Raw genomic sequence first — 21,019 nt, 5'->3', positions numbered from 1 at the left:
TCCCAGCCGATTCGCGATGAGCGATGTCAGCATCGTGCCGGTGCCGCATGCGCCGCTGATGGCCTCCAGCGCCGACTGCCCGGTGCTGATCACGCTCGGCGAGGACGGCTGGCTCAAGGCCGACCGGGCGCGTCAGATCGTCGAGAACTCCCGGCTCGCCAGTTCGGATGTCATGCTGAAGGTGTTCAGCGCGGCCGAGACCGGCGCGGCGCAGGCCCATGCGGACAATCCGAGCCTTGCCAACGAATATATCTTCGACTGGCTCGAATCGCGGCTCGGCACCGCCGCGCGGCGGATCTGAGCGCGGGGCCCTAAAGCATGATCCGGAAAGTGCGCAGCGGTTTTCCGAAAAGATCATGCTTAAACAACAACCTGAAGCGAGATGACGATTCATCCTGATCGCATCGCGCTTTAGAAGTCGAGTGAGATCCGGACGCAGGCTTTCTGGAGGCGGTTCTTCAGCGTCGCGAGCTTGCCGGTGAATTCCGTCAATTCGTTCTCGTCGAACTCCTGGAAGACGAATTCGCGGATCGTCTTGTACTGCTCGTTGAGGCTTGCGATGTGCTTCTGGGTCTTGTCGGTCAGGGACAGCCGGACCACCCTGGCGTCGGTCGGCGAGGGGCGACGGCGGAGCAGGCCCTTCTTTTCGAGCAGCTTGGACTGGGTGGTGACGAAGGACGGATCGACGTGGAGGAGCTTGGAGACCACGTTGACCGGAATGCCGTCGTCCTTGTCGAGGTCGGAGATGGCCATCAGGATCAGCCATTGCGGGCCGCTGATGCCAAGCGTCTTCGCCCAGAACTGACGCAGCTCCTCCAGATACATGTTGATCGACGATATCTCCCAGGTGAAGCGCCTGATGATATCCAGGTTGCCGATCGAGCGCAGGCGCGCTCCTTCTTTCCTCGTCGCGGACACAGCGTCACTCCCGTGAACCGATTGTTCAGGCCGGTGTTCGTGGAGGGCCATAGTCCACGCAAGCCTGCTCTGACGCAAGTGCAGGGCAGGGTAATTTCGTCACTAAAACTACAAAGATGATCAGCTCAGCGATCGGCTTGGTCCCGGTGTTGCGCGCGGGGCACAGGCTTAGCGAAAACCGGAAAGCTGACTTAATAAAGTATTTTGATTAGCGAACGACGCAGGCATATTGGTGCGCGACGGTGGGGGGTACTCGATCGTCCCGTTGCAGGTGGTTCGCTGACGTTGCTCGCGTCGAAAGCGGGTGTGTCCGAAAGCGGCCGAGCGGATTGATAGAGACGGGGATCTTGGGGGGCCTCACGGTCCGGTCTCCGTAAAATGAGCAACTTGGAGGTTTTTAAGATGAAACTGGTGAAGAGCCTTTTGCTCGGCACTGCGGCGGGTCTGATCGCCGTCGGTGGAGCCCAGGCGGCCGATCTTCCGGTCAAGGCCAAGGCAGTCGAGTACGTCAAGATCTGCACGCTGTACGGCGCGGGCTTCTACTACATCCCGGGCAGCGACACCTGCATCAAGCTCGGCGGCTATGTGCGTGCCGAAGTGGCGCTCAACGCCGGCGGCAATTACAGCGCCCAGTACAACGGCGTGTTCGCGGCCAACAACCGCCTCACCAACTACTACTCGATGCGCGCTCGTGAAGACCTCAACATCGACACGCGCACCGCGACCGAGTACGGCGTGGTCCGCACCTATTTCGACGCGGTCTTCACCTGGACGACCGGCAGCTATGGCGGGACCGGTTCGGGCACGGGTGCGACCCAGTACAGCGGCACGATCGGCCTCAACGCGGCCGGCACCGGCCTCACCGGCTCGAGCGGCGGCAACATCAACGGCACCGACGGCAATCTCTCCGGCGGCGCGCTCGGTGTCTACTACGCCTTCGTCCAGTTCGCCGGCTTCACCATGGGTAAGGCCGTGTCGCAGTTCGACGCGCCCTGGATCAACTATCCCGGCAACAATTTCGACCAGCTCGTCGGCGGCAGCGGCACCACCAACGGCGTGACCCAGTTCACCTACACCGCCGACTTCGGCCAGGGTGTGACGGCCGCGTTCTCGGCGCAGGACCAGACGCAGGTCTTCCAGACCAACATCTGGAACACTGCGGGCATGTCGACCACTGGCGTTCTCGGTGGTGCCTACGGCTCGAACGACATCGGCGGCACCCGCTCGCCCGACCTCGTCGCCATGGTTCGCGTCGACCAGGCCTGGGGCCTGTTCCAGGCGTCGGTCGCCGCGCATGACAACCATGTCGGCTATTACGGTGCGACCGAAGCCACCGGTCATCCCGAAGACAAATGGGGCTGGGCCGTTCAGCTCGCGTTGGGCATCAAGAACATCCCGACCGGCGCCGGCGACGTGATCAACATCTCGGGCGTCTACACCGAAGGCGCGAGCCGCTACAACTTCCAGGAGCTGGCCGCGACCAGCTACTCGATGTTCGGCAGCTCGAACGCCGCCTATCAGAGCATCGGCTTCGCCGGCGTGTCCGATGCGGTGTTCGGACCGGGCGGCCAGCTCGAGCTGACCAAGACCTACGGCTTCCGGGGTGCCTTCACCCACAACTGGAGCCCGTACTGGAACACGGCGCTGTACGGCGCGTGGGCTGCGGTCAATTACAGCGGCACGGCGAAGAGCATGATCTGCGGCAGCGCGGCGTTCGCCACCCTGACCGGCTCCTGCAACCCGGACTTCAACATCGGCCAGGTCGGCGTCATCACCCGCTGGACGCCGGTGAAGAACCTGACCTTCTCGGCTGACTTCACCTACAGCCATCTCGACCAGAAGTATTCGGGCGTGATCACGACCGGAGCACTGACGGGCGTCGCCAAGCCGGCGGCGACCTACGAGCTCAAGGACCAGGACACCTACAGCATGCTGCTGCGCGCCCAGCGCAACTGGTAAGCTCGAGGTCTTCTCCGATCCGACACGGCCCCGGCGGGACACCGCCGGGGCTTTTTTTGTGGGAGCCTTCGGAGATCCGAATGGCCCGTGCGGAAGGCGAAGACGAGCTATGCGATTCCGTCGACCCCGATTTATTTACTTACATGAGTTACTAAGCTATATATCTCGCAGCCAAATACGAAAGTTGCGGCTCTTAGCTTTATGCTAAGCCTCCAGAAACCTCCGGCGATGCCCCGCCGGAGGTTTTTCGTTTTTGGGAGGCACAGCGTTTTCGAGCGAAGTGGATACCGGTTCGCGTCAAGAGAACGCGTCAAACAGATGCTAGCCGCGCATCACGCGGGCGCGTGAGTTCGGCCGGTAGGCGAGGCGGCTATGGCCGGCGCAATAGGGCTGAGCGTCGGGCGCGGCGTTGCCGCAGAAGCAGAAATCCTCGGCGCCCGGCGTCGAGATCGGCCAGCGGCAGCGGTTCTCGGCCAGCTCCATCAGCGAGCAGCGATTGGCGTCGTCGATCGGACCTGTGGCCACGGGTGCGTCGGTTTCGCCATAGATCGTGGCGAGCATCTCATATTGCAGCCGCGGCACGGCTCTCGGCGCCCGCGCCGGCCTGTCCTGAACCTTGCGCTCGTCGATGGTGCGGCCGCGCGTGAGATTGAGGCGGGACAGCTTGCCGATCACCGCGTTGCGGCTGACGCCGATGTCGGCGGCGATCTCGCGGCAGGAGAGGCCGGCCTCGAAATGCCGCTTCAGAAGTTCGATGCGCTCGTCGGTCCAGGTTTTCGAGGAATAAGTCCTCGCGGAATAAGTGCTTGAGGAAGACGTCGGCGCAGGACAGGTCGATGAAGACGTTGGTGAGAGAACAGGCATGTGTCACGGTCCCAGGTTGCAGATGTGGCCATCCGCCTTGCCGAGATCCGTCCGCCTCGCATTCGGCGCGCGCTCACGTCCTGCCATTGTCGCGAATCGACAAAAGCCCGTCCTTGATGGCGAGACGGATGCCTTCCTCGATCAGGGTACGTGCGACGCCGGGAACGCTGGTGCCGTGGGTGCCCTGTCTCACCAGCTTCTCCAAATAGGTGATGGTCGAGAGCGCCAAGGTTACGGGAATACGGTCAGTCTCGGCTTTTTCGGTGGCCATGGCGCGAACGCTAGCCTCTTACTCGGGTACATAAAAGTAACGATTAAGACTCTATTTAGGTTCGGGGGTGGAAGTCAAATGCAGGCTGAGCTTGATGCTCAGAACGTTGGAATCGCACGGGAAATTAGACGCGGCGAGGCGCGCCGCGCGGGAGTCCCGGCGGCGGCGTGGCGTCGACAGGTCAGGAGGTGCGGGCCGGCTCAGCCGTGCACGATCGCCTTTTCGATCATGCAATGGATGCCCTTGGCGCCGTTGACGGTCTGGGTCACCCTGAGATCTGCGGCCAGGCTGCACAACGTGTAGGCATCCTCGCGCGACAGGTTTCGCCGCTCGCCGAGCAGCGCGATCATGCCCCGCAGCGCGCGTACGACGCACTGGTCGAGGTCGGGATCCATCGCCATGGTCATGTAGTGGGTCGCCGTCTCGGCGCGGGGATAGTCGAACTTCAGGTCCTTGCGCAGCGTCAGGCGGAAGCGGCCCTGCAGCGCGGTCTCGATCGCGGTGACGCACACCTCGCCGTCGCCCTGCACGCCGTGGCCGTCGCCACAGGAGAACATCGCGCCCGGCACGAACACCGGCAAATAGAGCGTCGCGCCGGCGCCGAGCTCCTTGTTGTCGAGATTGCCGCCCATGGCGCGCGGGATCAGCGAGGAGATGCGGCCCCAGCCAGGGGGCGGCGACACGCCCATCACGCCGAAAAACGGCTTGAGCGGCAGGTCGAGGCCCCACGGCATGCGGCCGGTCATCCGCGTCCGGTCGAGCGGGATGTTCAGGATGCGGGTCTCGTGGAAATCGTCGGGCAGGGTGCCGGACAGTGGCTTGATCATGTTCCAGCCCCAGTCCTGCCGGAGCTGGACGTCGAGGATCTCGACCGCGAGCACGTCGCCGGGCTCGGCGCCTTCGACCGCGATCGGGCCGGTGAGAATGTGGCCGGGCAGCATGCGCTCGTTGTTGGCGTGAACCTCGAACATCTCGGGGGGAATGTGAAACTTGTCGCGGTCGGGCAGCATGTCGGGGCCGCCGCTGATGGTGTCGACCGTCACCTCGTCGCCGCTTTTGATCGTCAGCACGGGCTTGAGCGCGGCTTCGAAGAAGCCCCAATGGCAGGTTTTGGGGCTGGAATGCAGGTGGTGATGGGTCATGTGCCGCGTCCGGTCGCTTTCATCAGGCCGGGCTTGACCCGGCGATCGATCCTCTTTCAAGAAGATTTCTGAAGATCGCCGGGCAGGTCAAGCCCCGCGCGGACCGGCCAGTTCATTCCAGCGAGGCTCCCCTGTTTTTCGTCCTTTCCAAGACGCTTGGCACCGCGTTGCTGCCGATCAACTTCATGGTCGAGCTCGGCATCCTGTCGCTGGTGCTGATGGCGACGCGCTTTGCCGCGCTCGGCCGCAAGCTTGCCGTGACCACGCTGGTGCTGCTGGCGCTGGCGGCGTTCTCGCCGCTCGGCAATCTCCTGATCTATCCGCTGGAGTCGCGCTTTCCGGCGTGGGACCCTGCGCGCGGCGCGCCCAACGGCATCATCGTGCTCGGCGGCTCCGTCGACACCGATCTGTCGGCGGCGCACCGCACGCCCGTGGTCGCGCACGCTGCCGATCGCCTGTTTGCGCCGGCCGAGCTCGCGCGCCGCTATCCGAATGCGCGCATCGTGTTTACCGGGGGGACCGCGAACCTGGTCGCGACAGACGCGAAGGAGGCCGACTACTCCGCGCCGATCCTGGAAAATCTCGGCATACCGAAGCAGCGCCTGATCCTCGAGCGCAATTCCCGCAATACCTGGGAGAATGCGATCTTCACAAAGGAGCTGGTGGCGCCGAAGCCGGGCGAGCGCTGGCTTCTGGTGACATCGGCCTTCCACATGCCGCGCTCGATGGGGATCTTCCGCAAGGCCGGATTCGACGTCGAGGCCTATCCCGTGGACTGGCGGATGGGCGGACGTGACGATCTCTTCGCCTTCACCAATATGGGCGCGGACGGGCTGGGCCGAACCGAAGTCGCGGTGCGCGAGTGGATTGGCCTCGTGGCCTACCGTCTGATGGGCAGGACCGGCGAGTTGCTTCCGGGACCGGGCAAGGACTAGAACGAGAGCTGTAAAACAAGAACACACGGCGCACGATCGCCGGGCCGGAGGAAGCCATGCAACAGCAGAGTGCAGACAGCATCGATCTTGGCGGCCTCGTCGCCGATCTCAACAGCCTGCTGCGGCTGAAGACGACAGTGATCGGCATGAAGCTGTTCGCGCAAGCGGCAGAGATGGAGGCGATCCCGAAAATCCGGCGGCCGAATGCGATCCATACCACCGACCAGATCGTCAGCATGGCCGCGCGCCTGGGCTGGACCGTCGGCATCACGGCCGATGACCTTGTCGGCGCGCAATGCCGCGCGGTGATCGGGCTTGCGCCGCAGGACGAGAAATGGCTCGCCGGTGAAAATTATGTCGGGGTCTGGCACGGCACGGCGGAGGACGCGCGCAAGCGCCAGGAGGCGCTGGACGTGGTTCCATTCGGACACTATCAGGCGCTCGCCGTCAGTCCGCTCGCCAGCGGCCGGCTCGATCCGCCCGACATCTGCCTGGTCTATGCGACGCCGGGACAGATGATCATCCTGATCAACGGGCTGCAATATACCGGCTACAAGAAGTTCGAATGGGGCGTGGTCGGAGAGACGGCTTGCGCGGATTCCTGGGGGCGGGCGCTCAAGACCGGGGAGCCCAGCCTGTCCTTGCCATGCTATGCCGAACGGCGCTATGGCGGCGTGCCGGACGAGGAGATGCTGATGGCCTTGAAGCCGTCGCATCTCGCCAAGGCAATTGAAGGCATGAAGGCGCTGGCCAGGAACGGCCTGCGCTATCCGATCCCGCCCTATGGCATTCAAAGCGACGTCCGTGCCGGCATGGGCGTGAGCTACGCGAAGAAGTAAAGGCCAGTCATGAGCTCTGCGAAATTCGACATCGTCGTCTACGGCGCGACCGGTTTCACCGGCCAGCTCGTCGCCGAGTATCTGGCGGCACATTACAAGGACGACAAGGCGCTGACATGGGCGATGGCGGGCCGCAGCCTCGACAAGCTCAAATCGGTGCGCGACGCCATCGGCGCGCCCGCGGATACGCCGCTGATCGTGGCGGATGCGTCGGACGCTGCCTCGCTGAAGGCGATGGTGGCGCAGACCAGATCGGTGATCACGACGGTCGGACCGTACCAATTCTACGGTGAAGAGCTGCTCGCAGCCTGCGTTGCACAGGGCACAGACTATTTCGATCTCTGCGGCGAGCCGGTCTGGATGCGCCAGATGATCGACAAGTACGATGCGGCGGCCAAGGCGAGCGGCGCGCGCATCGTGTTTTCCTGCGGCTATGATTCCGTGCCGTTCGAGCTCGGCACATTCTTCGTGCAGGAAGAGGCCAGGCGCGTGTTCGGCGCGCCTGCTGCGCGCGTCAAGGGCCGCGTGCGCGACATGCGCGGCACGCTGTCAGGCGGGACAGCGGCGAGCGCGAAGGCGACCTTCGATGCCGTCGCCAAGGATCTCAGCCTCGTCGCCATCCTCAACGACCATTTTGCGCTGACGCCCGGATTTACCGGTCCGAAGCAGCCGAAAGGCAACAGAGCGGCTTACGAGGAGGATCTGCAATCCTGGGCCGCGCCGTTCATGATGGCGCTGATCAACACCCGCAACGTCCATCGCTCCAACATGCTGATGGGCTTTCCCTACGGCCGCGAGTTCGTCTACGACGAGATGGTCCTGACCGGTCCCGGCGAGAAGGGCGAGGCCAACGCGAAGCGCGTGATGGCGGTCAATGCCGAGAAGACCGGGCCGAATGCGCCGAAGCCAGGCGAGGGGCCGTCGAAGGAAGAGCGCGAGAACGGTCTATTCAACCTGCTCTATGTCGCGATCGCGCCCGACGGCCGCATGGTCCGCGCCGGCGTCACCGGCGACCGCGATCCCGGCTACGGCTCGACCTCGAAGATGATCTCCGAATGCGCGATCTGCCTGCTGCGCGACGCCGCGGACGTTCCGGCCGGCTTCTGGACCCCGGGCGCAGCGATGCAGCACAAGCTGATCAAGCGGCTGCAGGATCATGCCGGGCTGAGGTTTACCGTTGAGAGCTAGCTCGGTGCCGTAGGGTGGGCAAAGGCGCAACGGGCCGTGCCCACCATTGTCCCGATTTGCCCTGCGGCAGCGTTCGTGCTGCTTACACCGCCCGCGCATCATACGCGTACATGAACTCCATGCTTTTCGATCCCAGCGGCAGCAGCCATTTCAGCATCTGATTGCGCACCCACGCGCCGGTGGCGCTGAATTCGCGCTTGCTGTTGCCGTTGCGGCGCGCCATGGCGACGATCTTCTCGGTGCGCGGGCGACGCTCGGCCTCGAAGGCCTGGAAGGTGGCGCCGAGCTCCTGGCCGTCCTGCATCAGGCGGGCAAGGCGCATCGCATCCTCGAGCGCCAGCGAGGCGCCCTGGCCGGCATGGGGGCTGGTCGCATGCGCGGCGTCCCCAATCAGCAGCGAGCGCTTGCGCGACCAGGTCGGCAGGCTCGCGACGTCGAGCGTGTCGGTGACCACGATGTTCTCGGCGGCCTCGATGATGTCGGGGATCGGGTCGTGCCAGCCGCGGTGGAAGCCGCGCAGATGCTGCTTCAGCGTCGATGGGTCGAGCGCGCGGAACATCGCGGCGTCCATGCCGTGCGCGGGCTGCGTGCTCCACCACATCACGCCGTCCGTGGGATCGGGGCTGCAATAGCCGTAGCCGAAGAAGCCGCTCTGGCCGAACGTGGTCTCGACGTGCCGGCCGATCGATCTGCCGTCGAGCACGGCGTGCGGCACGAAGCCGCCGAAGCCGATCAGTCCGGTGTTGAACGGCTGGGGTCCGTCCGGCACCACCTGCCGACGTGTGATCGAGTGCACGCCGTCGGCACCGATCAGGAAGTCGCCCTCGGCGGTGGTGCCGTCGGAGAAGTAGGCGATGATCGGCTGGTCGCCGCGATCCTCGACCTTGATCAGGCGCTTCTCGAAATAGAGCGAAACGCAGGCGCACCAGGCCTTGTCGATCAGGATTTCGTTCAGCGTGGCGCGGCAGACGTTCACCGCAGGCTGGCCGAAGCGCCGTTCCATGTCGCGGTTGATCGAACCGAGCCTCACGCCGCCTTGCGAATAGAAGTCGAAGGATTCTGCGACCGAGCCGCGGCCGATCAACTCATTCGCCAGCCCGATCTCGTCCATCACATGCATGCCGTTCGGCGCGATCTGAAGGCCGCCGCCGATGCCCTTCGAATAGGGCCAGGCCTCGAAGATCGCGGACTCGATGCCGGCGCGGCGCAGCAGGATCGCGGCCACGGGGCCGGCAATGCCGGCGCCGATGATCAGGGCCTTGCGAGGTCGATAGGACATGGCTTGCTCCCGACGTTTCCGTGGTGCTAGGAGGAATTACGGTCGCTAAATATCTTAGTGACTAAGATATATATCGCCTAAGATATGAGGTCGGCCTTGTCAAGGACGAAGGCGCGCAACGCGCTGCTGCAGGAGCTCGAGGACGCCATGCGCCGGTCGTCAGCGCAAGGCGTGCTCTATGGGCAAACCGTTGCCAACGTTGCCGGAATCGCCAATTCCGATCTCGAATGCATGGACATCCTGTATCTCGAAGGACGCGTCACTGCAGGGAGGCTCGCCGAGGTCACGGGCCTCACGACCGGTGCGATCACCGGCGTGGTCGACCGGCTCCAAAAGGCCGGCCTGGTTCGCCGTGAACGGGATGAGAAGGACCGCCGCAAGGTCTTCATCGCGGTCGTGCCGGACGCGGCGATGAAGATCGGCCAATTCTACGTGCCGATGCAGCAGGCGATGGAAAAGGTATTCGGCGGCTATTCCGACGAGGAATTGAGGCTGCTGCTGCGTTTCGCCAACGAGGGCTACAAGGGTGTGCTCGCGGCAACCGAGGCGCTGAAGAGCCTGCTCGACACGCCGCCGGAAAAACGTCCGGCTCTCAAGCTGAAGACGCGTCCTCGCCAGCCCTGATCTTGCAGATCTGCGCGGCCGCGATCATGCCCCACATCGCGCCCAGCATCATCCAGAAGTGCCGCCAGTGGTCGGTGTCGATCACGAAGCTTTCGCCGACGGTGCCGACGAAGGCGGAGAACACGGCGAGATAAGCGCGCTGCCAGGGCACCGGGACGAAGATGTGCCGGAAGCCCATGATGACGGTGGTGAAGACCAGCGCGGGATAACACACGCCGGACAGCCAGCCGCCGGACATGAAGGCGTTGAGATAGGAGTTGTGGGTGTCCTCGGGGAAGAAGCGGTGGAATTGCAGGGGGCCGATGCCGAACGGCAGGTCGAGCGCCATCTCTGCGCCCAGGATGTGGCGGCCGAACCGGCCGAAGCGGCCCTCGTCGTAGCTCTGGTCGAAGCTCGCGCGCTGCTTGAACATCTCGGCGGTGGAATCGAACGACAGCAGCACCGCGATCAGCGCGAGCCCCAGCACGGCGGCGACGATCGCCATGATGATGATGCGCGAGCGCTGCGCGTTGGTGCGGCTGGTCAGCACCATCAGCGCCAGCATGAAGGCGGAGGTCAGCACGAGGCCGCCCCAGGCGGCACGTGAGAAGGCGAGCAGGATCGCGAGCGACATGATGCCGAAGGCGATGACGTTGCGGAACGCCTTGCCGAGCTTGTCCGAGACCACGCTCTGCAGCGCGAACAGCGCCGGCAGGATCAGGAAGGCGCCGAGCACGTTCGGGTCCTTGAACGTGCCGCGCGCGCGGCCGTAGAGCGTGAGGAGGTCGTTGCCGCCGGGCACCAGGTGGAAATAGCCGGCGACCGCCAGCAGTGAGGCGATCATCGCGCCGACCACGAGGCCGCGGCGGAGCATGTCGAGCCGGGCCGCGGTGTCCTCGGACGTGACCATGGCGAAGAAGACCACCGTCACCGCCATGTACCAGGAGGTTGCGATCCAGCTCACCACCTCGGGCTGCTCGAACAGCGGGATCGCGCTGATGGTGTAGCCGACATTGAGCAGGACCAGCATCAGCACCAGCGGCATCAGCGCGAGCCGCAGCCGCAGGCCGGTGGCGAAGAACGTGACGGCTGCGAGCAGCGTCATGATCTCGTAGGGGCTCGGCTCGATGAAGACGACCGCCCCGGAGGCGCCGACCAGCCACACCAGCGCGCGCTGCAGCGCCAGCACGCCGGGCGCAGCCGGTACGGCTACGTTCACTCCACCGGCTGTCGCCGCATACGCCATCACATGCTCACGCTATTCGGACGCCAAACACCGCTGTCATCGCCCGGTCAAGCCGGGGCATGACGGAAAACTCAATACGCGTTCTCGTTCTTGGTCAGCAGCGAGATCGGCGTCTTCAGGAGAATGTAGAGGTCGAACAGCACCGACCAGTTCTCGATGTAATAGAGGTCGAACTCGACGCGCTTCTGGATCTTCTCCTCGTTGTCGATCTCGCCGCGCCATCCATTGATCTGGGCCCAGCCGGTGATGCCGGGCTTGACGCGGTGGCGGGCGAAATAGCCGTCGACGGCTTCGTCGAACAGCCGGCTCTGCAGCTTGCCCTGCACCGCATGCGGGCGGGGGCCGACCAGGGAGAGATTGCCGGAGAACACCACGTTGAAGAGCTGCGGCAGCTCGTCGAGGCTGGTCTTGCGGATGAAGCGGCCGACGCGGGTGACGCGCGGATCGTTCTTGGTCACGACCTTGGAGGCCGTGGGATCGGCCTGATGGTGGTACATCGAGCGGAACTTGTAGACGTCGATGCGCTCGTTGTTGAAGCCGAAGCGCTTCTGGCGGAACAGCGCCGGGCCGGGGCTGTCGAGCTTCACCGCCAGCGCCACCAGTCCCATCACCGGCAGCGCCACGAGCAGCGCGAGACTGCCGACGACGCGGTCGAACAGCCATTTCATCACCAGATCCCAGTCGGTGATCGGCGCCTCGAACACGTCGAGCGTCGGCACCTCGCCGAGATAGGAATAGGAGCGGGGCCGGAACCGCAGCTTGTTGGTGTGCGCGGAAAGGCGGATGTCGACCGGCAGCACCCAGAGCTTCTTCAGCATTTCCAGGATGCGCGTCTCCGCCGAGATCGGCAGCGCGAACAGCACGAGATCGACGCGGGTGCGGCGGGCGAATTCGACGATGTCGTCGACCTTGCCGAGCTTGCGCGCGCCGGCGCAAGTGTCAAGCGCGCGGCTGTCGTTGCGGTCGTCGAACACGCCGAGCACGTGGATGTCGGAATCCTCCTGCGCTTTGAGCGCTTCGACCAGCTGCTCGCCGTTGCTGTCGGCGCCGACGATGATGGTGCGGCGGTCGAGCCGGCCCTGGCGCGCCCAGCCGCGCACCAGCGATCGCAGCACCAGACGCTCGGCAAGCAGCGCGGCGAGCCCGAGGAAATAGAAGGCGGCAAGCCACAGCCGCGAGATTTCGCTGCCGTATTTGGCGAAGAAGGAGATGCCGATGAACAGCAGGAAGACGAACGACCAGGACGAGATCATCCGTGTCATCTGCCGGAGCTGACCGCGGAACAGCTGCACCTGATAGATGTCGGCGGCCTGGAAGCAGATCACGGCTGCGATCGATACGGCGATGACCTCGGCGGGATAGACCCAGCTGAAGCCGGAGAGCGGCATGACGTAGCCGACATAGAGCGCGATACCGACGAGGCTGAGCAGCGCGAAGTCGGCCACGCGCACGAAGCCGGCGATCACGATCGGCGAATAGGCGCGGGCGACCTTCTGGTTGACGACGTCGAGGGCTGCGGGCGAGAGCCGGCGGCGGCGCTCCACGAAGGGTTGGTCAGCGGGTTTCGCCGCGGCACTGGTCGCGGCATCGAGCATCGAGCGTGCGTTGAGCGGTTCCACGGGCGTCCACGTCCATTTCAAGCACCCGCGGGCCAATGGCGTTGGCGCCCCGGGCGGCATCCCCCGGTCCTTCGATTATCGAACAAATCGGAAGATTTTCTAAAGCGGGCTTAAGGATGGTTAATGATTGGCAAATGCATCGCGATAGCCGGCGATCACGCCGTCGACCATGGCGGCTTGCGAGAAATGCGCCGAGATGCGTTCGCGCAAGGACACGGCGCGCTGCGCCGTTGCGGTGGGATCGTCGAGTGCGGCCGCGATCGCCTCGGCCATGGCCTCGGAATTGCTCGGCGCGAACAGGGCCGGACTGTCGGAGCCGAAGATCTCGGGAATGCCGCCGATGCGCGATGCGATCATGGGAATGCCGGCCGCGCCGGCCTCGATCACGACATAGGGCATGGAATCGCCGCGCGAGGGGACGACCAGCAGCCGCCCCTTGGAGAAGCCGTAGCGCGCCTTGACGTGACCGATGAAGCGGATGGCGCCGGACAAACCGAGCTTCTCGACCTGCGCCTTCAGCGCCGCCGTCTCCTCGCCGTCGCCCCCGAGCGTCAGCGTGACCTTCTTGCCGCCCTCGTGCAGGCGCGCCACGGCATCGACCAGGAGATCGGCGCCCTTGATGTGCCTGAACTCGCCGACATAGGCGAGGTCGGTCGCATCGTCGGTGGTCACGACCGGCTCGAACTCCTCGGGCGTGACGCCGTTGAAGACGCAATGCACCACGCCCTTGGGCGTGCCGACGATGCGTTGATAGGTGTCGCGGGCAAACGCGCTTTCGAACAGGAACAGGTCGGTCGAATCCATCAGCGAGCGCTCGAGTCGCGCGTAAAACTCGCCCTTCAAGGTGTTGAGGGGATAATGCAGCGAGCCGCCGTGCGGCGTGTAGATGCGGATGGTGTCGTCGGAGCGTCGCCGCATGCGGATGAAGGCGCCGGCCTTGGCGCCGTGGCCGTGCATGACGTCGGGCTTCAGGGTGGCAATCAGGCGCCGCATGCGAAGCCACACCAAAACGTCGTCCGGAGAGGGCTCGCGGCGGATCGCCATCCGGTGCACGCCGAGCTTCAGCCGCGGCGCGAGCTCGGCGAGGGCCTTGTCGGCGCGCTCGCCGCCGGTGAGGCTATCGGCGAGGATGCCGACATGGTGGCCGCGGTCGACCTGGCCGTTGGCGACGTCGAGGATGTGGCGGAAGATGCCGCCGACCGGAGCACGCACGGCGTGCAGGATACGAAGCGGCCGGTCAGGAGAGGGGGGCATGAATCAAAACCAGCGCTCGACGGCGAATGCCGAACAATTCCTAGGAAAATATCGAGACGGATTAAGGGGCCTCGTGGTTAACAAACGGTGACGCGTGCGCCTGCGCAAGTCGCCGCATGCCGCGATTAACCCAGCGGCAACCTTAATGGAGTGTAATCGCCGGGGTTGAGGTAGCTTAGTGGCGTTGCCCCTGCGGGAGTGTTCGATGCGTTTAGCGTTCTGGCGTGCCGGCAAGGACAAGGCGGTGGTTGCGCGGGCTGTTGGAAAGTCCAAGGCCGAAGTCGCGCCCAAAGCTGACGTCAAGGCTGAAGTCCAAGTCGAGCCCAAGATCGAGCAGAAGATCGAAGTCAGGCCTGCGCCGATCGTCACGAAGCAGGCCCAAGTCGAGTCCGGCGATATCGACCTGCACGCGCTCGGCGCGGCATTGGCGCGCAAGCGCGGCTGGATCATCGTGCCGACGGTGCTGGCGCTGGTCGCATCCTTTGCGATCGTCAATCTCGTCACGCCGCGCTACAAGTCCGAATCGCGCATTCTCATCGACGGCCGGGAGAACGTGTTCCTGCGTCCGAGCAGCGACCGCGCCGAGGAGCGGCAGGCGCTCGACGCCGAGGCCGTCACCAGCCAGGTGCAGCTGGTGCTGTCGCGCGATCTCGCGCGGGAGATCATCAAGAAGAACAAGCTCGCCGAACGCCCCGAGTTCGATCCGGTGCTGCAGGGCATCTCGCCACTGAAGTCGCTGGCCGCGATGATCGGTATCGGCCGTGATCCGTTCTCGATGACGCCGGAAGAGCGCGTGCTCGACGCCTATTACGAGCGCCTGCAAGCCTATGCCGTCGACAAATCGCGCGTCATCGTGGTCGAATTCCAGTCCGCCGATCCGGATCTTGCCGCCCGCGTCGCCAATTCGATCGCCGACGGCTATCTGGTGCTCCAGCAGAATGCGCGCCAGGACCAGGCCAAGAATGCCAGCCAGTGGCTCGCCGGCGAGATCGAGAGCTTGCGCAAGAAGGTCTCCGACGCCGAGGCCAGGGTGGAGGACTTCCGCTCCAAGTCGAGCCTGTTCATCGGCACCAACAACACCACGCTGTCGAACCAGCAGATGGGCGAGGTGAACACCCAGCTCAACAATGCGCGCTCGCTGAAGGCGGATGCGGAATCCAAGGCTAGGCTGATCAAGGAGATGCTCCAGAGCGGCAAACCGATCGAGGCATCCGAAGTCGTGAACTCCGAATTGATGCGGCGGCTGTCGGAGCAAAGGGTGACGTTGCGTGCGCAGCTCGCCGAGCAGTCGTCCACGCTGCTCGGCAATCACCCGCGCATCAAGGAGCTGAAGGCGCAGCTTGGCGACCTCGACAATCAGATCCGCGACGAAGCGGCCAAGATTTCCCGCTCGCTCGAAAGCGACGCGCGGATCGCCAGCGGCCGCGTCGATGGCCTGACCGTGAGCCTCGAGCAGCTCAAGAAGCAGGCGACCTCGACCAACGGCCAGGACGTCCAGCTCCGCGCACTCGATCGCGAGGCCAAGGCGCAGCGCGATCTGCTGGAAGGCTATCTCGCCAAGTACCGCGAGGCCAATACCCGCGAGACCATCGACACGGCGCCGACCGACGGCCGCGTCATCTCGCGCGCCATCGTTTCGAACACGCCGGCCTACCCGAAGAAGCTGCCGATCGTGCTGATCGCGACGATCGCGACGCTGCTGCTTTCGTCCGGCGTCGTCGTCACCGGCGAGCTGTTGCGCCAGACCGCACCGCGCGCTGTGGCCGCGGTCGGCCCGGCGCAAACGCAGGCACCGGTGCGCCGGGAACCGGTTGTCCAACCGGTCGTCCAGCCGGTTGTGCGGCCCGAGGTCGAGCCGATCGCCGATCCGGTCATGGCAGAGGCCGCGCCGCTTCAGCCGGAGATAACTGATCATGCCGACGTCACCGAATTCACCGAGATCGAGAATCTGGCCGGCAGCCTGCGCGCCGCGGGCGCTGCGGCGAAGAAGGTCACGGTGCTCGGCACCGCTTCCGGCGAAGCCATTACGCTGTCGACGCTGACGCTCGCCCGGCATCTGGCGCGCGAGGCGCGCGTCGTCGTGGTCGATCTCGCTGCGTCCTCGCCGACGATTGCCGCGGTGTCCGTCGATGCTTCGGCGCCCGGCCTTGCCGAGCTGATGCAGGGTGAGGCGTCGTTCGCGCAAATCATCACCCGGGACAAGCTGTCACGGCTCCACCTCGTCATGGCCGGCCGTCCCGGCTTCGACCGCAGCGTGCTGCAATCGCCGCGGGTGACGCTCGCGATCGACGCGCTGCTGCGCGCCTATGATCACGTGCTGGTCGACGCCGGCAGCGCCTCCGACCTTCCGGCCGAGCTGCTGACGGCGCATGCCCGCGCCGTCGTGGTGCCCGATGCCTCGATGGCAAGCGATGCGCGCACGCTGATGTGCGAGCAGCTCCGGGCGGTCGGCTTCAGCGAGGTGACGATGCTGAGCAAGCCCGTGCAGGCTTCGGATGCGATCGAGGCGCCGCGCGTGGTGGCGGCGTAGGCTTTTCTTTCCCTCTCGCGCACTCGGAATCGTAGGGTGGGCAAAGGCGCGTTCGCGTCGTGCCCACCACCTATTCCATACAGTAACAGAAGACGTGGGCACGCTTCCGCCTTCGCTCTGCGAGCTACGGCGGACAAGTCGCTTTGCCCACCCTACGATATCGGCGTTCGCGGAGAGGCTTTACCCGAATGCCTGCCGCAGCCGCCTGGCCAGATCAAACAGCATCTGGTTCTGCTTCACCAGCCGCTTGCCGTGGCTGAGCGAGGACATCGCCATCGCCGCGAGCTTGCCGCGCGAGGTCAGCGGGACAAAACTGTCGAAGATGTCTTCGTCGTCCTTGCAGAACATTCGCTTGTAGTCGTCCGAACCGATGCCGAGGTCGAGCGAGCGGTAGCCGCGCTCGCCGTAGCGATCGATGATGTAGCGCATCAGGATCAGGCCGGGGCTGTAGCGGGCGTGCTCGGACATCGTGTAGGTGTTGAACATCATCGAGAAGCGCTCACCGTCGGCGACGCCGGCGAAGATCGCGATCACCTCGTCGTCGCATTCCAGCGCGTGGATGTCGATGACGCGGCCTTCGCCGCGCGGCGCAAGGCAAGCGCTGCGGACGAACTGTTCGACGCCCGGCTCGGCGAAGACGTTTGGAAGCTTCTGTTCTGCCATCCGCACCGGCTTGACGCGGAAGAACCAGTCGAGCAGGCGGGTGACGTCCGCGTCTGACGTGGCAAGGTGATAGCGATAGCCGGCGAGCGCCTGGAGCTTCTTTTCCTTGCTCTTGAGGCGGCGGCGGAAGGAATTGCTGATCCGCGATGCCGGCGGCCCGCCCGGCTCCAGCACCAGTTGCGGGCAGCCGTTGATCGGGCTCTGCCGCGGCAATAGGGCAAACGGGTTCTGCTGGCCGTGCCAGCGCTGCGGCTGCTGCGTCAGCGCGAGCACGTCGATGTGCTCGCGCAGCGGCGCAAGCAGCGTATCGAGATCGGCGGCAGTGGTCTGCGCAGCACACGCGGCGTTCCACAGGCCCATGTTGAAGGTCGTATGCTTGCCGCCCATGAAGCAGGCCGTACGCACGCCGTGGCTTTGGCGCAGCGAGAGCGGCAGCAGCATCAATGGCGTGTGATCGGCGTCGCGGCCGATCACGATGAAGGGCCGCGCGCCCTCGCGCTCGCCGACCAGTCGCTGCCAGGGGCTCAGCAGATCGAACCGCTGATAGGGCGTGAAGAGATGGCCGGGCTCCTCGAAGGCGCGCCAGACCGCCTCGGCGGCGCCGAGATCGGTGACGATATCGACATGCGCGATACGGCTCGCTTTCGACCGCGCTGGCGCTTCTGCCGTCCGGCTTTGCATCGCCGCAGCCATGGTCATTCGCGAAACCTGTCGAGAAATCAAAATAGACGTAATTCGGCCTGTGGCCGACCTTTGCAAAGAAATGTCAACAAAGGGTAAGGACAATGAAGAGGGAACGGGCGCCTTCAGGGCGCGAAGGGTCAAGATTTTGGCATCCGACGACAGATGGCTGGAACGGCTGCGCCTCGAGCTGGCCTGGTTCACCGGCCAGGCTGCGCTGCGCAGCCGCGGTGCCGGCGCCATCCTGCGCTTTGCGCGGGTGCGGCCACGGCGGCGCGGCGGGTTTCAGCCGCTGCGCGCGGACGAGATCACGCCGCAATTTCTCGACCGCGCCATTCGCGCGTTGAAGCGCTGGAACTACGATTTTCTCGGCATGGACGAGGTCTGCCGGCGCGCGGTGACACTGCCGGAGAAGCGGCGTTTCGTGGCGCTCACTTTCGACGGCGCGAACAAGGATCTGATCGACTTTGCCTATCCGGTGCTGGCGCAGCAGGCCGTGCCCTTCACGATCTACGTGCCCACCGCGTTTCCCGATGGCGTCGGGCAGGCCTGGTGGCTCGGGCTCGAACAGGTGATCGCGCGCGAGAGCCGCATCAATCTGATAATGGGTGAGAAGGAGCAGCGCTTCACCGTCACCGGCAATGCCGAGAAGCAGGCGCTGTTTTCGCATATCGAGAGCTGGCTGCGCTCGCTGTCGCCGGCGGATCTGTCGGCCGCGATCGCCGATCTCTGCACGCGCTACCGGATCGATCTCGCCGCGCTCTCGCGCGAAGCGTCGATGGATTGGGAGGATCTGGCGAAGCTCGCCGCCGATCCGCTCGTCACGATCGGCAGCGCCACGGTGAACTATCCGGTTCTCGCCAACATGAAGGATACGGCAGCCTCGCGCGAGATGGCGATGGGCAAGGCCGTTGCCGAAGCGGCCTTCCGCCGCGATGTCAGGCATCTCGCCTTTCCGTTCGGCGATCGTACCTCGTTCCGGCGCGGCCACGTTGTGATGGCGGAGGAGGCGGGCTTTGCCAGCGCGGTGTCGACGATCCCGGGCATCGTGGACGCGGAGGGGCGGACCAATCTGCGCGCGCTGCCGCGGATTTCCTGGGACGGTCGCGTGCGCTCGCTGCGTATGTTGCGCGTGCTGGTGTCGGGTGTTGCGTTTGCGCCGGTGAGGCCGACCGCTACGAGCCAGACTTGACGCGATCAGGTCGCTGCATCCAGCTCACGATCGGCATCGCCGGCAGCACCCAGCCCATGCCGACCACCACGTAATAGATCGCCTGCCGCCAGCCGGACTCGGCGATCCACGGCATCTGCGCCGCCGCCATGCCGAGCAGGGCCCAGACCGTGGCCAGCACCAGGAGCAGGATGGCGCCGAGGAACTTGCGGGTGCGGATCGTCATGGCTGACTATACGGCCTTCGCGTAACTTGCGCTGCGGGAGCGGGGGACTATAAGGGGCACGCAGTCCGGTTCAAGCCCTGGTTTTAGCGCCTGAAATGACGACGAATTCCGTTCCAACCAACCCGCATCGCGCCGTGCGCTGGTGGCTGATCTCCGTCGCCGCGCTGATCGCGCTGATGGTGCTGGTCGGCGGTGCGACGCGGCTCACGGAATCCGGCCTTTCGATCGTCGAATGGAAGCCGGTCACGGGCAGCGTCCCGCCACTGTCGGAAGCGCAGTGGACCGAGGCGTTCGAGGCCTACAAGAGAATCCCGCAATATCGCGAGCTCAACGCGGGCATGAGCCTGTCCGAGTTCAAGCAGATTTTCTGGTGGGAATGGAGCCACCGGCTGCTCGGCCGTTTCATTGGCGTCGCCTATCTCTTGCCGTTCCTGTTCTTCCTGTGGCGCGGTGGGCTGTCCGGTGAATTGAAACGTAGACTGTGGCTTCTATTCGCGCTTGGCGGTCTCCAGGGCGCGGTCGGCTGGTGGATGGTCGCCTCGGGTCTCACCGAGCGGGTCGAGGTGTCGCAATATCGGTTGGCGACGCATCTTGTGCTCGCGCTCCTGATCTTTGCTGGCATCGTCTGGACGGTGCGGCGGCTCAAGGAGCGGCCGCAGATCGCGGCGTCTGCGCGGTTGCGCTTCACGGGCGCGCTGCTCCTCGTCGTGACGTTCGTGCAGATCTATTTCGGTGCGCTGGTTGCGGGCCTGCGCGCCGGGCGCGCCTACAACACCTGGCCGCAGATCGACGGCGCGTTCATTCCCTCGGCCGAGCGGCTGTGGTTCGAGACCCCGTGGTGGCGCAACATGTTCGACAATGTGCTGACGGTGCAGTTCGAGCACCGCATGACCGCCTATGCGCTGTTCGCGCTGGCCGCGCTGCATGCGATCGACGCGGTGCGTTCGCGCGCAGGTGCGGCCGCAAGCGGCGCGCTCTGGCTGTTCGCGGCGGTGAGCCTGCAGGCGGTGCTCGGCATTCTCACGCTGCTCAACCAGGTGCCGATCGACCTCGCGCTGTCGCATCAGGCCGTCGCAATCGTCGTGTTGACGCTCGCGGTGATGCAGGTGGAGCGGCTCGCTTCGCGGCGATCTGCGGAGGCGCAGCCGCGTGCGGTTCCGATTAGCCAGCCCGGCTGATCAGCAATAGCCGTAGATGCCGCACGCGTAGGGTAGGCGCCAGAAATAATCGACCTGCTTCCCGCCGTAATACGCGCCCTGATAGTCGTAGCTCCAGGGGCGGCCGTAGTAGCCCGGCAAGGTGTGCGAGCCCGGCAGCAGCGGCGTGCCCGGCAGATTGCGGATATAGCTGCCGATGCCATAGGCCGGCGAGATCAGCGCATCCGGGTCGGTATCGACATAGACCTGCGGCGGCTCCTGTGGCGGAGCGGCGGCGCGCCGCTTCGGCGTGGCCGGCAAGTCAGCGGCAACGGCGGCTGAAACCGTCAGCATCGCCGCAAGGGCAGGCACCATCCAGCGCAGCATCGTCGGCTCCGAATCAAAAGGGCGATCCAAGGACGATGTATGGGGCAGATATGGTTAATGACTGTTAACCGGGACGTCATTCCGGGGCGCATTCAGGCGTCCCGGAAT

At 65.0% G+C, this 21,019-nt stretch carries 19 protein-coding genes and 1 pseudogene; 9 read left to right on the top strand and 11 right to left on the bottom strand.

What is annotated here, in order from left to right; translation table 11 throughout:
- A pseudogene (locus IC66_RS0120045) lies at window positions 1-301 on the top strand (alpha/beta hydrolase family protein); the annotation flags it as partial.
- Window positions 302-411: 110 nt separating this feature from the next.
- Here IC66_RS0120045 and IC66_RS0120040 read toward each other — a convergent pair.
- Window positions 412-918: a MarR family winged helix-turn-helix transcriptional regulator gene (locus IC66_RS0120040; RefSeq protein WP_026202299.1), complete on the bottom strand. Its 507-nt coding sequence runs from the start codon at window positions 916-918 to the stop codon at window positions 412-414.
- A gap of 402 nt (window positions 919-1,320) precedes the next feature.
- Between IC66_RS0120040 and IC66_RS0120035 the strand changes: the two genes are divergently transcribed.
- Window positions 1,321-2,877 carry a porin gene (locus tag IC66_RS0120035; protein ID WP_038948780.1) on the top strand — a complete coding sequence of 519 codons (1,557 nt, stop codon included), beginning with the start codon at window positions 1,321-1,323 and terminating at the stop codon, window positions 2,875-2,877.
- Window positions 2,878-3,198: 321 nt separating this feature from the next.
- On the opposite strand, the gene IC66_RS0120030 is transcribed toward IC66_RS0120035, so the two are convergent.
- The 3 genes from IC66_RS0120030 to IC66_RS0120020 all read right to left on the bottom strand — a co-directional run bounded on the left by IC66_RS0120030 (window position 3,199) and on the right by IC66_RS0120020 (window position 5,154).
- Window positions 3,199-3,741, bottom strand: coding sequence for a GcrA family cell cycle regulator (locus IC66_RS0120030; protein ID WP_038948779.1), 543 nt, complete (start codon window positions 3,739-3,741; stop codon window positions 3,199-3,201).
- 73 nt (window positions 3,742-3,814) lie between these two features.
- A complete protein-coding gene (locus IC66_RS0120025; protein ID WP_007603456.1) occupies window positions 3,815-4,012 on the bottom strand; it encodes a hypothetical protein in 198 nt (65 codons plus the stop codon).
- A 200-nt stretch (window positions 4,013-4,212) separates the two neighbouring features.
- Window positions 4,213-5,154, bottom strand: a complete 942-nt coding sequence (locus IC66_RS0120020; protein ID WP_038948778.1) for an acetamidase/formamidase family protein — start codon at window positions 5,152-5,154, stop codon at window positions 4,213-4,215.
- A gap of 167 nt (window positions 5,155-5,321) precedes the next feature.
- On the opposite strand from IC66_RS0120020, the gene IC66_RS0120015 reads away from it, so the two are divergent.
- Genes IC66_RS0120015 through IC66_RS0120005 form a run of 3 tightly spaced genes read left to right on the top strand, consistent with a single transcriptional unit; the run spans window position 5,322 to window position 8,116 of the window.
- Window positions 5,322-6,089, top strand: coding sequence for a YdcF family protein (locus tag IC66_RS0120015; protein ID WP_038973482.1), 768 nt, complete (start codon window positions 5,322-5,324; stop codon window positions 6,087-6,089).
- Window positions 6,090-6,145: 56 nt separating this feature from the next.
- Window positions 6,146-6,928, top strand: coding sequence for a DUF169 domain-containing protein (locus IC66_RS0120010; RefSeq protein WP_038948776.1), 783 nt, complete (start codon window positions 6,146-6,148; stop codon window positions 6,926-6,928).
- A gap of 9 nt (window positions 6,929-6,937) precedes the next feature.
- Window positions 6,938-8,116, top strand: coding sequence for a saccharopine dehydrogenase family protein (locus IC66_RS0120005; protein WP_038948775.1), 1,179 nt, complete (start codon window positions 6,938-6,940; stop codon window positions 8,114-8,116).
- 82 nt (window positions 8,117-8,198) lie between these two features.
- On the opposite strand, the gene IC66_RS0120000 is transcribed toward IC66_RS0120005, so the two are convergent.
- Window positions 8,199-9,395: an FAD-dependent monooxygenase gene (locus IC66_RS0120000; RefSeq protein ID WP_038948774.1), complete on the bottom strand. Its 1,197-nt coding sequence runs from the start codon at window positions 9,393-9,395 to the stop codon at window positions 8,199-8,201.
- A gap of 147 nt (window positions 9,396-9,542) precedes the next feature.
- Here IC66_RS0120000 and IC66_RS0119995 point away from each other — a divergent pair, with 147 nt between their 5' ends.
- Window positions 9,543-10,019: a MarR family transcriptional regulator gene (locus tag IC66_RS0119995; RefSeq protein ID WP_049806573.1), complete on the top strand. Its 477-nt coding sequence runs from the start codon at window positions 9,543-9,545 to the stop codon at window positions 10,017-10,019.
- Here IC66_RS0119995 and IC66_RS0119990 read toward each other — a convergent pair.
- The 3 genes from IC66_RS0119990 to IC66_RS0119980 form a co-directional block, all read right to left on the bottom strand.
- On the bottom strand, window positions 9,988-11,244 hold the full coding sequence (locus IC66_RS0119990; RefSeq protein WP_038948772.1) for an O-antigen ligase family protein: 1,257 nt from the start codon (window positions 11,242-11,244) through the stop codon (window positions 9,988-9,990). The genes IC66_RS0119995 and IC66_RS0119990 overlap by 32 nt on opposite strands.
- A gap of 71 nt (window positions 11,245-11,315) precedes the next feature.
- Window positions 11,316-12,863, bottom strand: a complete 1,548-nt coding sequence (locus IC66_RS0119985; RefSeq protein WP_028141408.1) for an undecaprenyl-phosphate glucose phosphotransferase — start codon at window positions 12,861-12,863, stop codon at window positions 11,316-11,318.
- Window positions 12,864-12,983: 120 nt separating this feature from the next.
- The gene (locus tag IC66_RS0119980; RefSeq protein ID WP_028141409.1) at window positions 12,984-14,117 is read right to left on the bottom strand and encodes a glycosyltransferase family 4 protein; all 1,134 of its coding nucleotides are present in this window, start codon (window positions 14,115-14,117) and stop codon (window positions 12,984-12,986) included.
- A gap of 205 nt (window positions 14,118-14,322) precedes the next feature.
- Between IC66_RS0119980 and IC66_RS0119975 the strand changes: the two genes are divergently transcribed.
- Entirely contained in the window at window positions 14,323-16,647 is a 2,325-nt protein-coding gene (locus tag IC66_RS0119975) for a GumC family protein (RefSeq protein WP_038948771.1), read from the top strand.
- A gap of 180 nt (window positions 16,648-16,827) precedes the next feature.
- Here IC66_RS0119975 and IC66_RS0119970 read toward each other — a convergent pair whose 3' ends face one another.
- Window positions 16,828-18,009: a GNAT family N-acetyltransferase gene (locus tag IC66_RS0119970; RefSeq protein ID WP_038948768.1), complete on the bottom strand. Its 1,182-nt coding sequence runs from the start codon at window positions 18,007-18,009 to the stop codon at window positions 16,828-16,830.
- Window positions 18,010-18,139: 130 nt separating this feature from the next.
- Between IC66_RS0119970 and IC66_RS0119965 the strand changes: the two genes are divergently transcribed.
- A complete protein-coding gene (locus IC66_RS0119965; protein WP_038948767.1) occupies window positions 18,140-19,183 on the top strand; it encodes a polysaccharide deacetylase family protein in 1,044 nt (347 codons plus the stop codon).
- Here IC66_RS0119965 and IC66_RS0119960 read toward each other — a convergent pair.
- A complete protein-coding gene (locus IC66_RS0119960; RefSeq protein WP_018320088.1) occupies window positions 19,167-19,388 on the bottom strand; it encodes a DUF2842 domain-containing protein in 222 nt (73 codons plus the stop codon). The two genes, IC66_RS0119965 and IC66_RS0119960, sit on opposite strands and share 17 nt — an antisense overlap.
- A 95-nt stretch (window positions 19,389-19,483) precedes the next feature.
- Between IC66_RS0119960 and IC66_RS0119955 the strand changes: the two genes are divergently transcribed.
- Entirely contained in the window at window positions 19,484-20,566 is a 1,083-nt protein-coding gene (locus tag IC66_RS0119955) for a COX15/CtaA family protein (protein ID WP_028141413.1), read from the top strand.
- On the opposite strand, the gene IC66_RS0119950 is transcribed toward IC66_RS0119955, so the two are convergent.
- Window positions 20,567-20,911 carry a hypothetical protein gene (locus tag IC66_RS0119950; protein ID WP_028141414.1) on the bottom strand — a complete coding sequence of 115 codons (345 nt, stop codon included), beginning with the start codon at window positions 20,909-20,911 and terminating at the stop codon, window positions 20,567-20,569.
- Window positions 20,912-21,019: the final 108 nt, after the last annotated feature.

The organism is Bradyrhizobium genomosp. III, assembly GCF_000261705.1.
GTDB classification, from domain to species: domain Bacteria; phylum Pseudomonadota; class Alphaproteobacteria; order Rhizobiales; family Xanthobacteraceae; genus Bradyrhizobium; species Bradyrhizobium ottawaense.
This window is presented reverse-complemented; position numbering and strand designations above follow the sequence as displayed.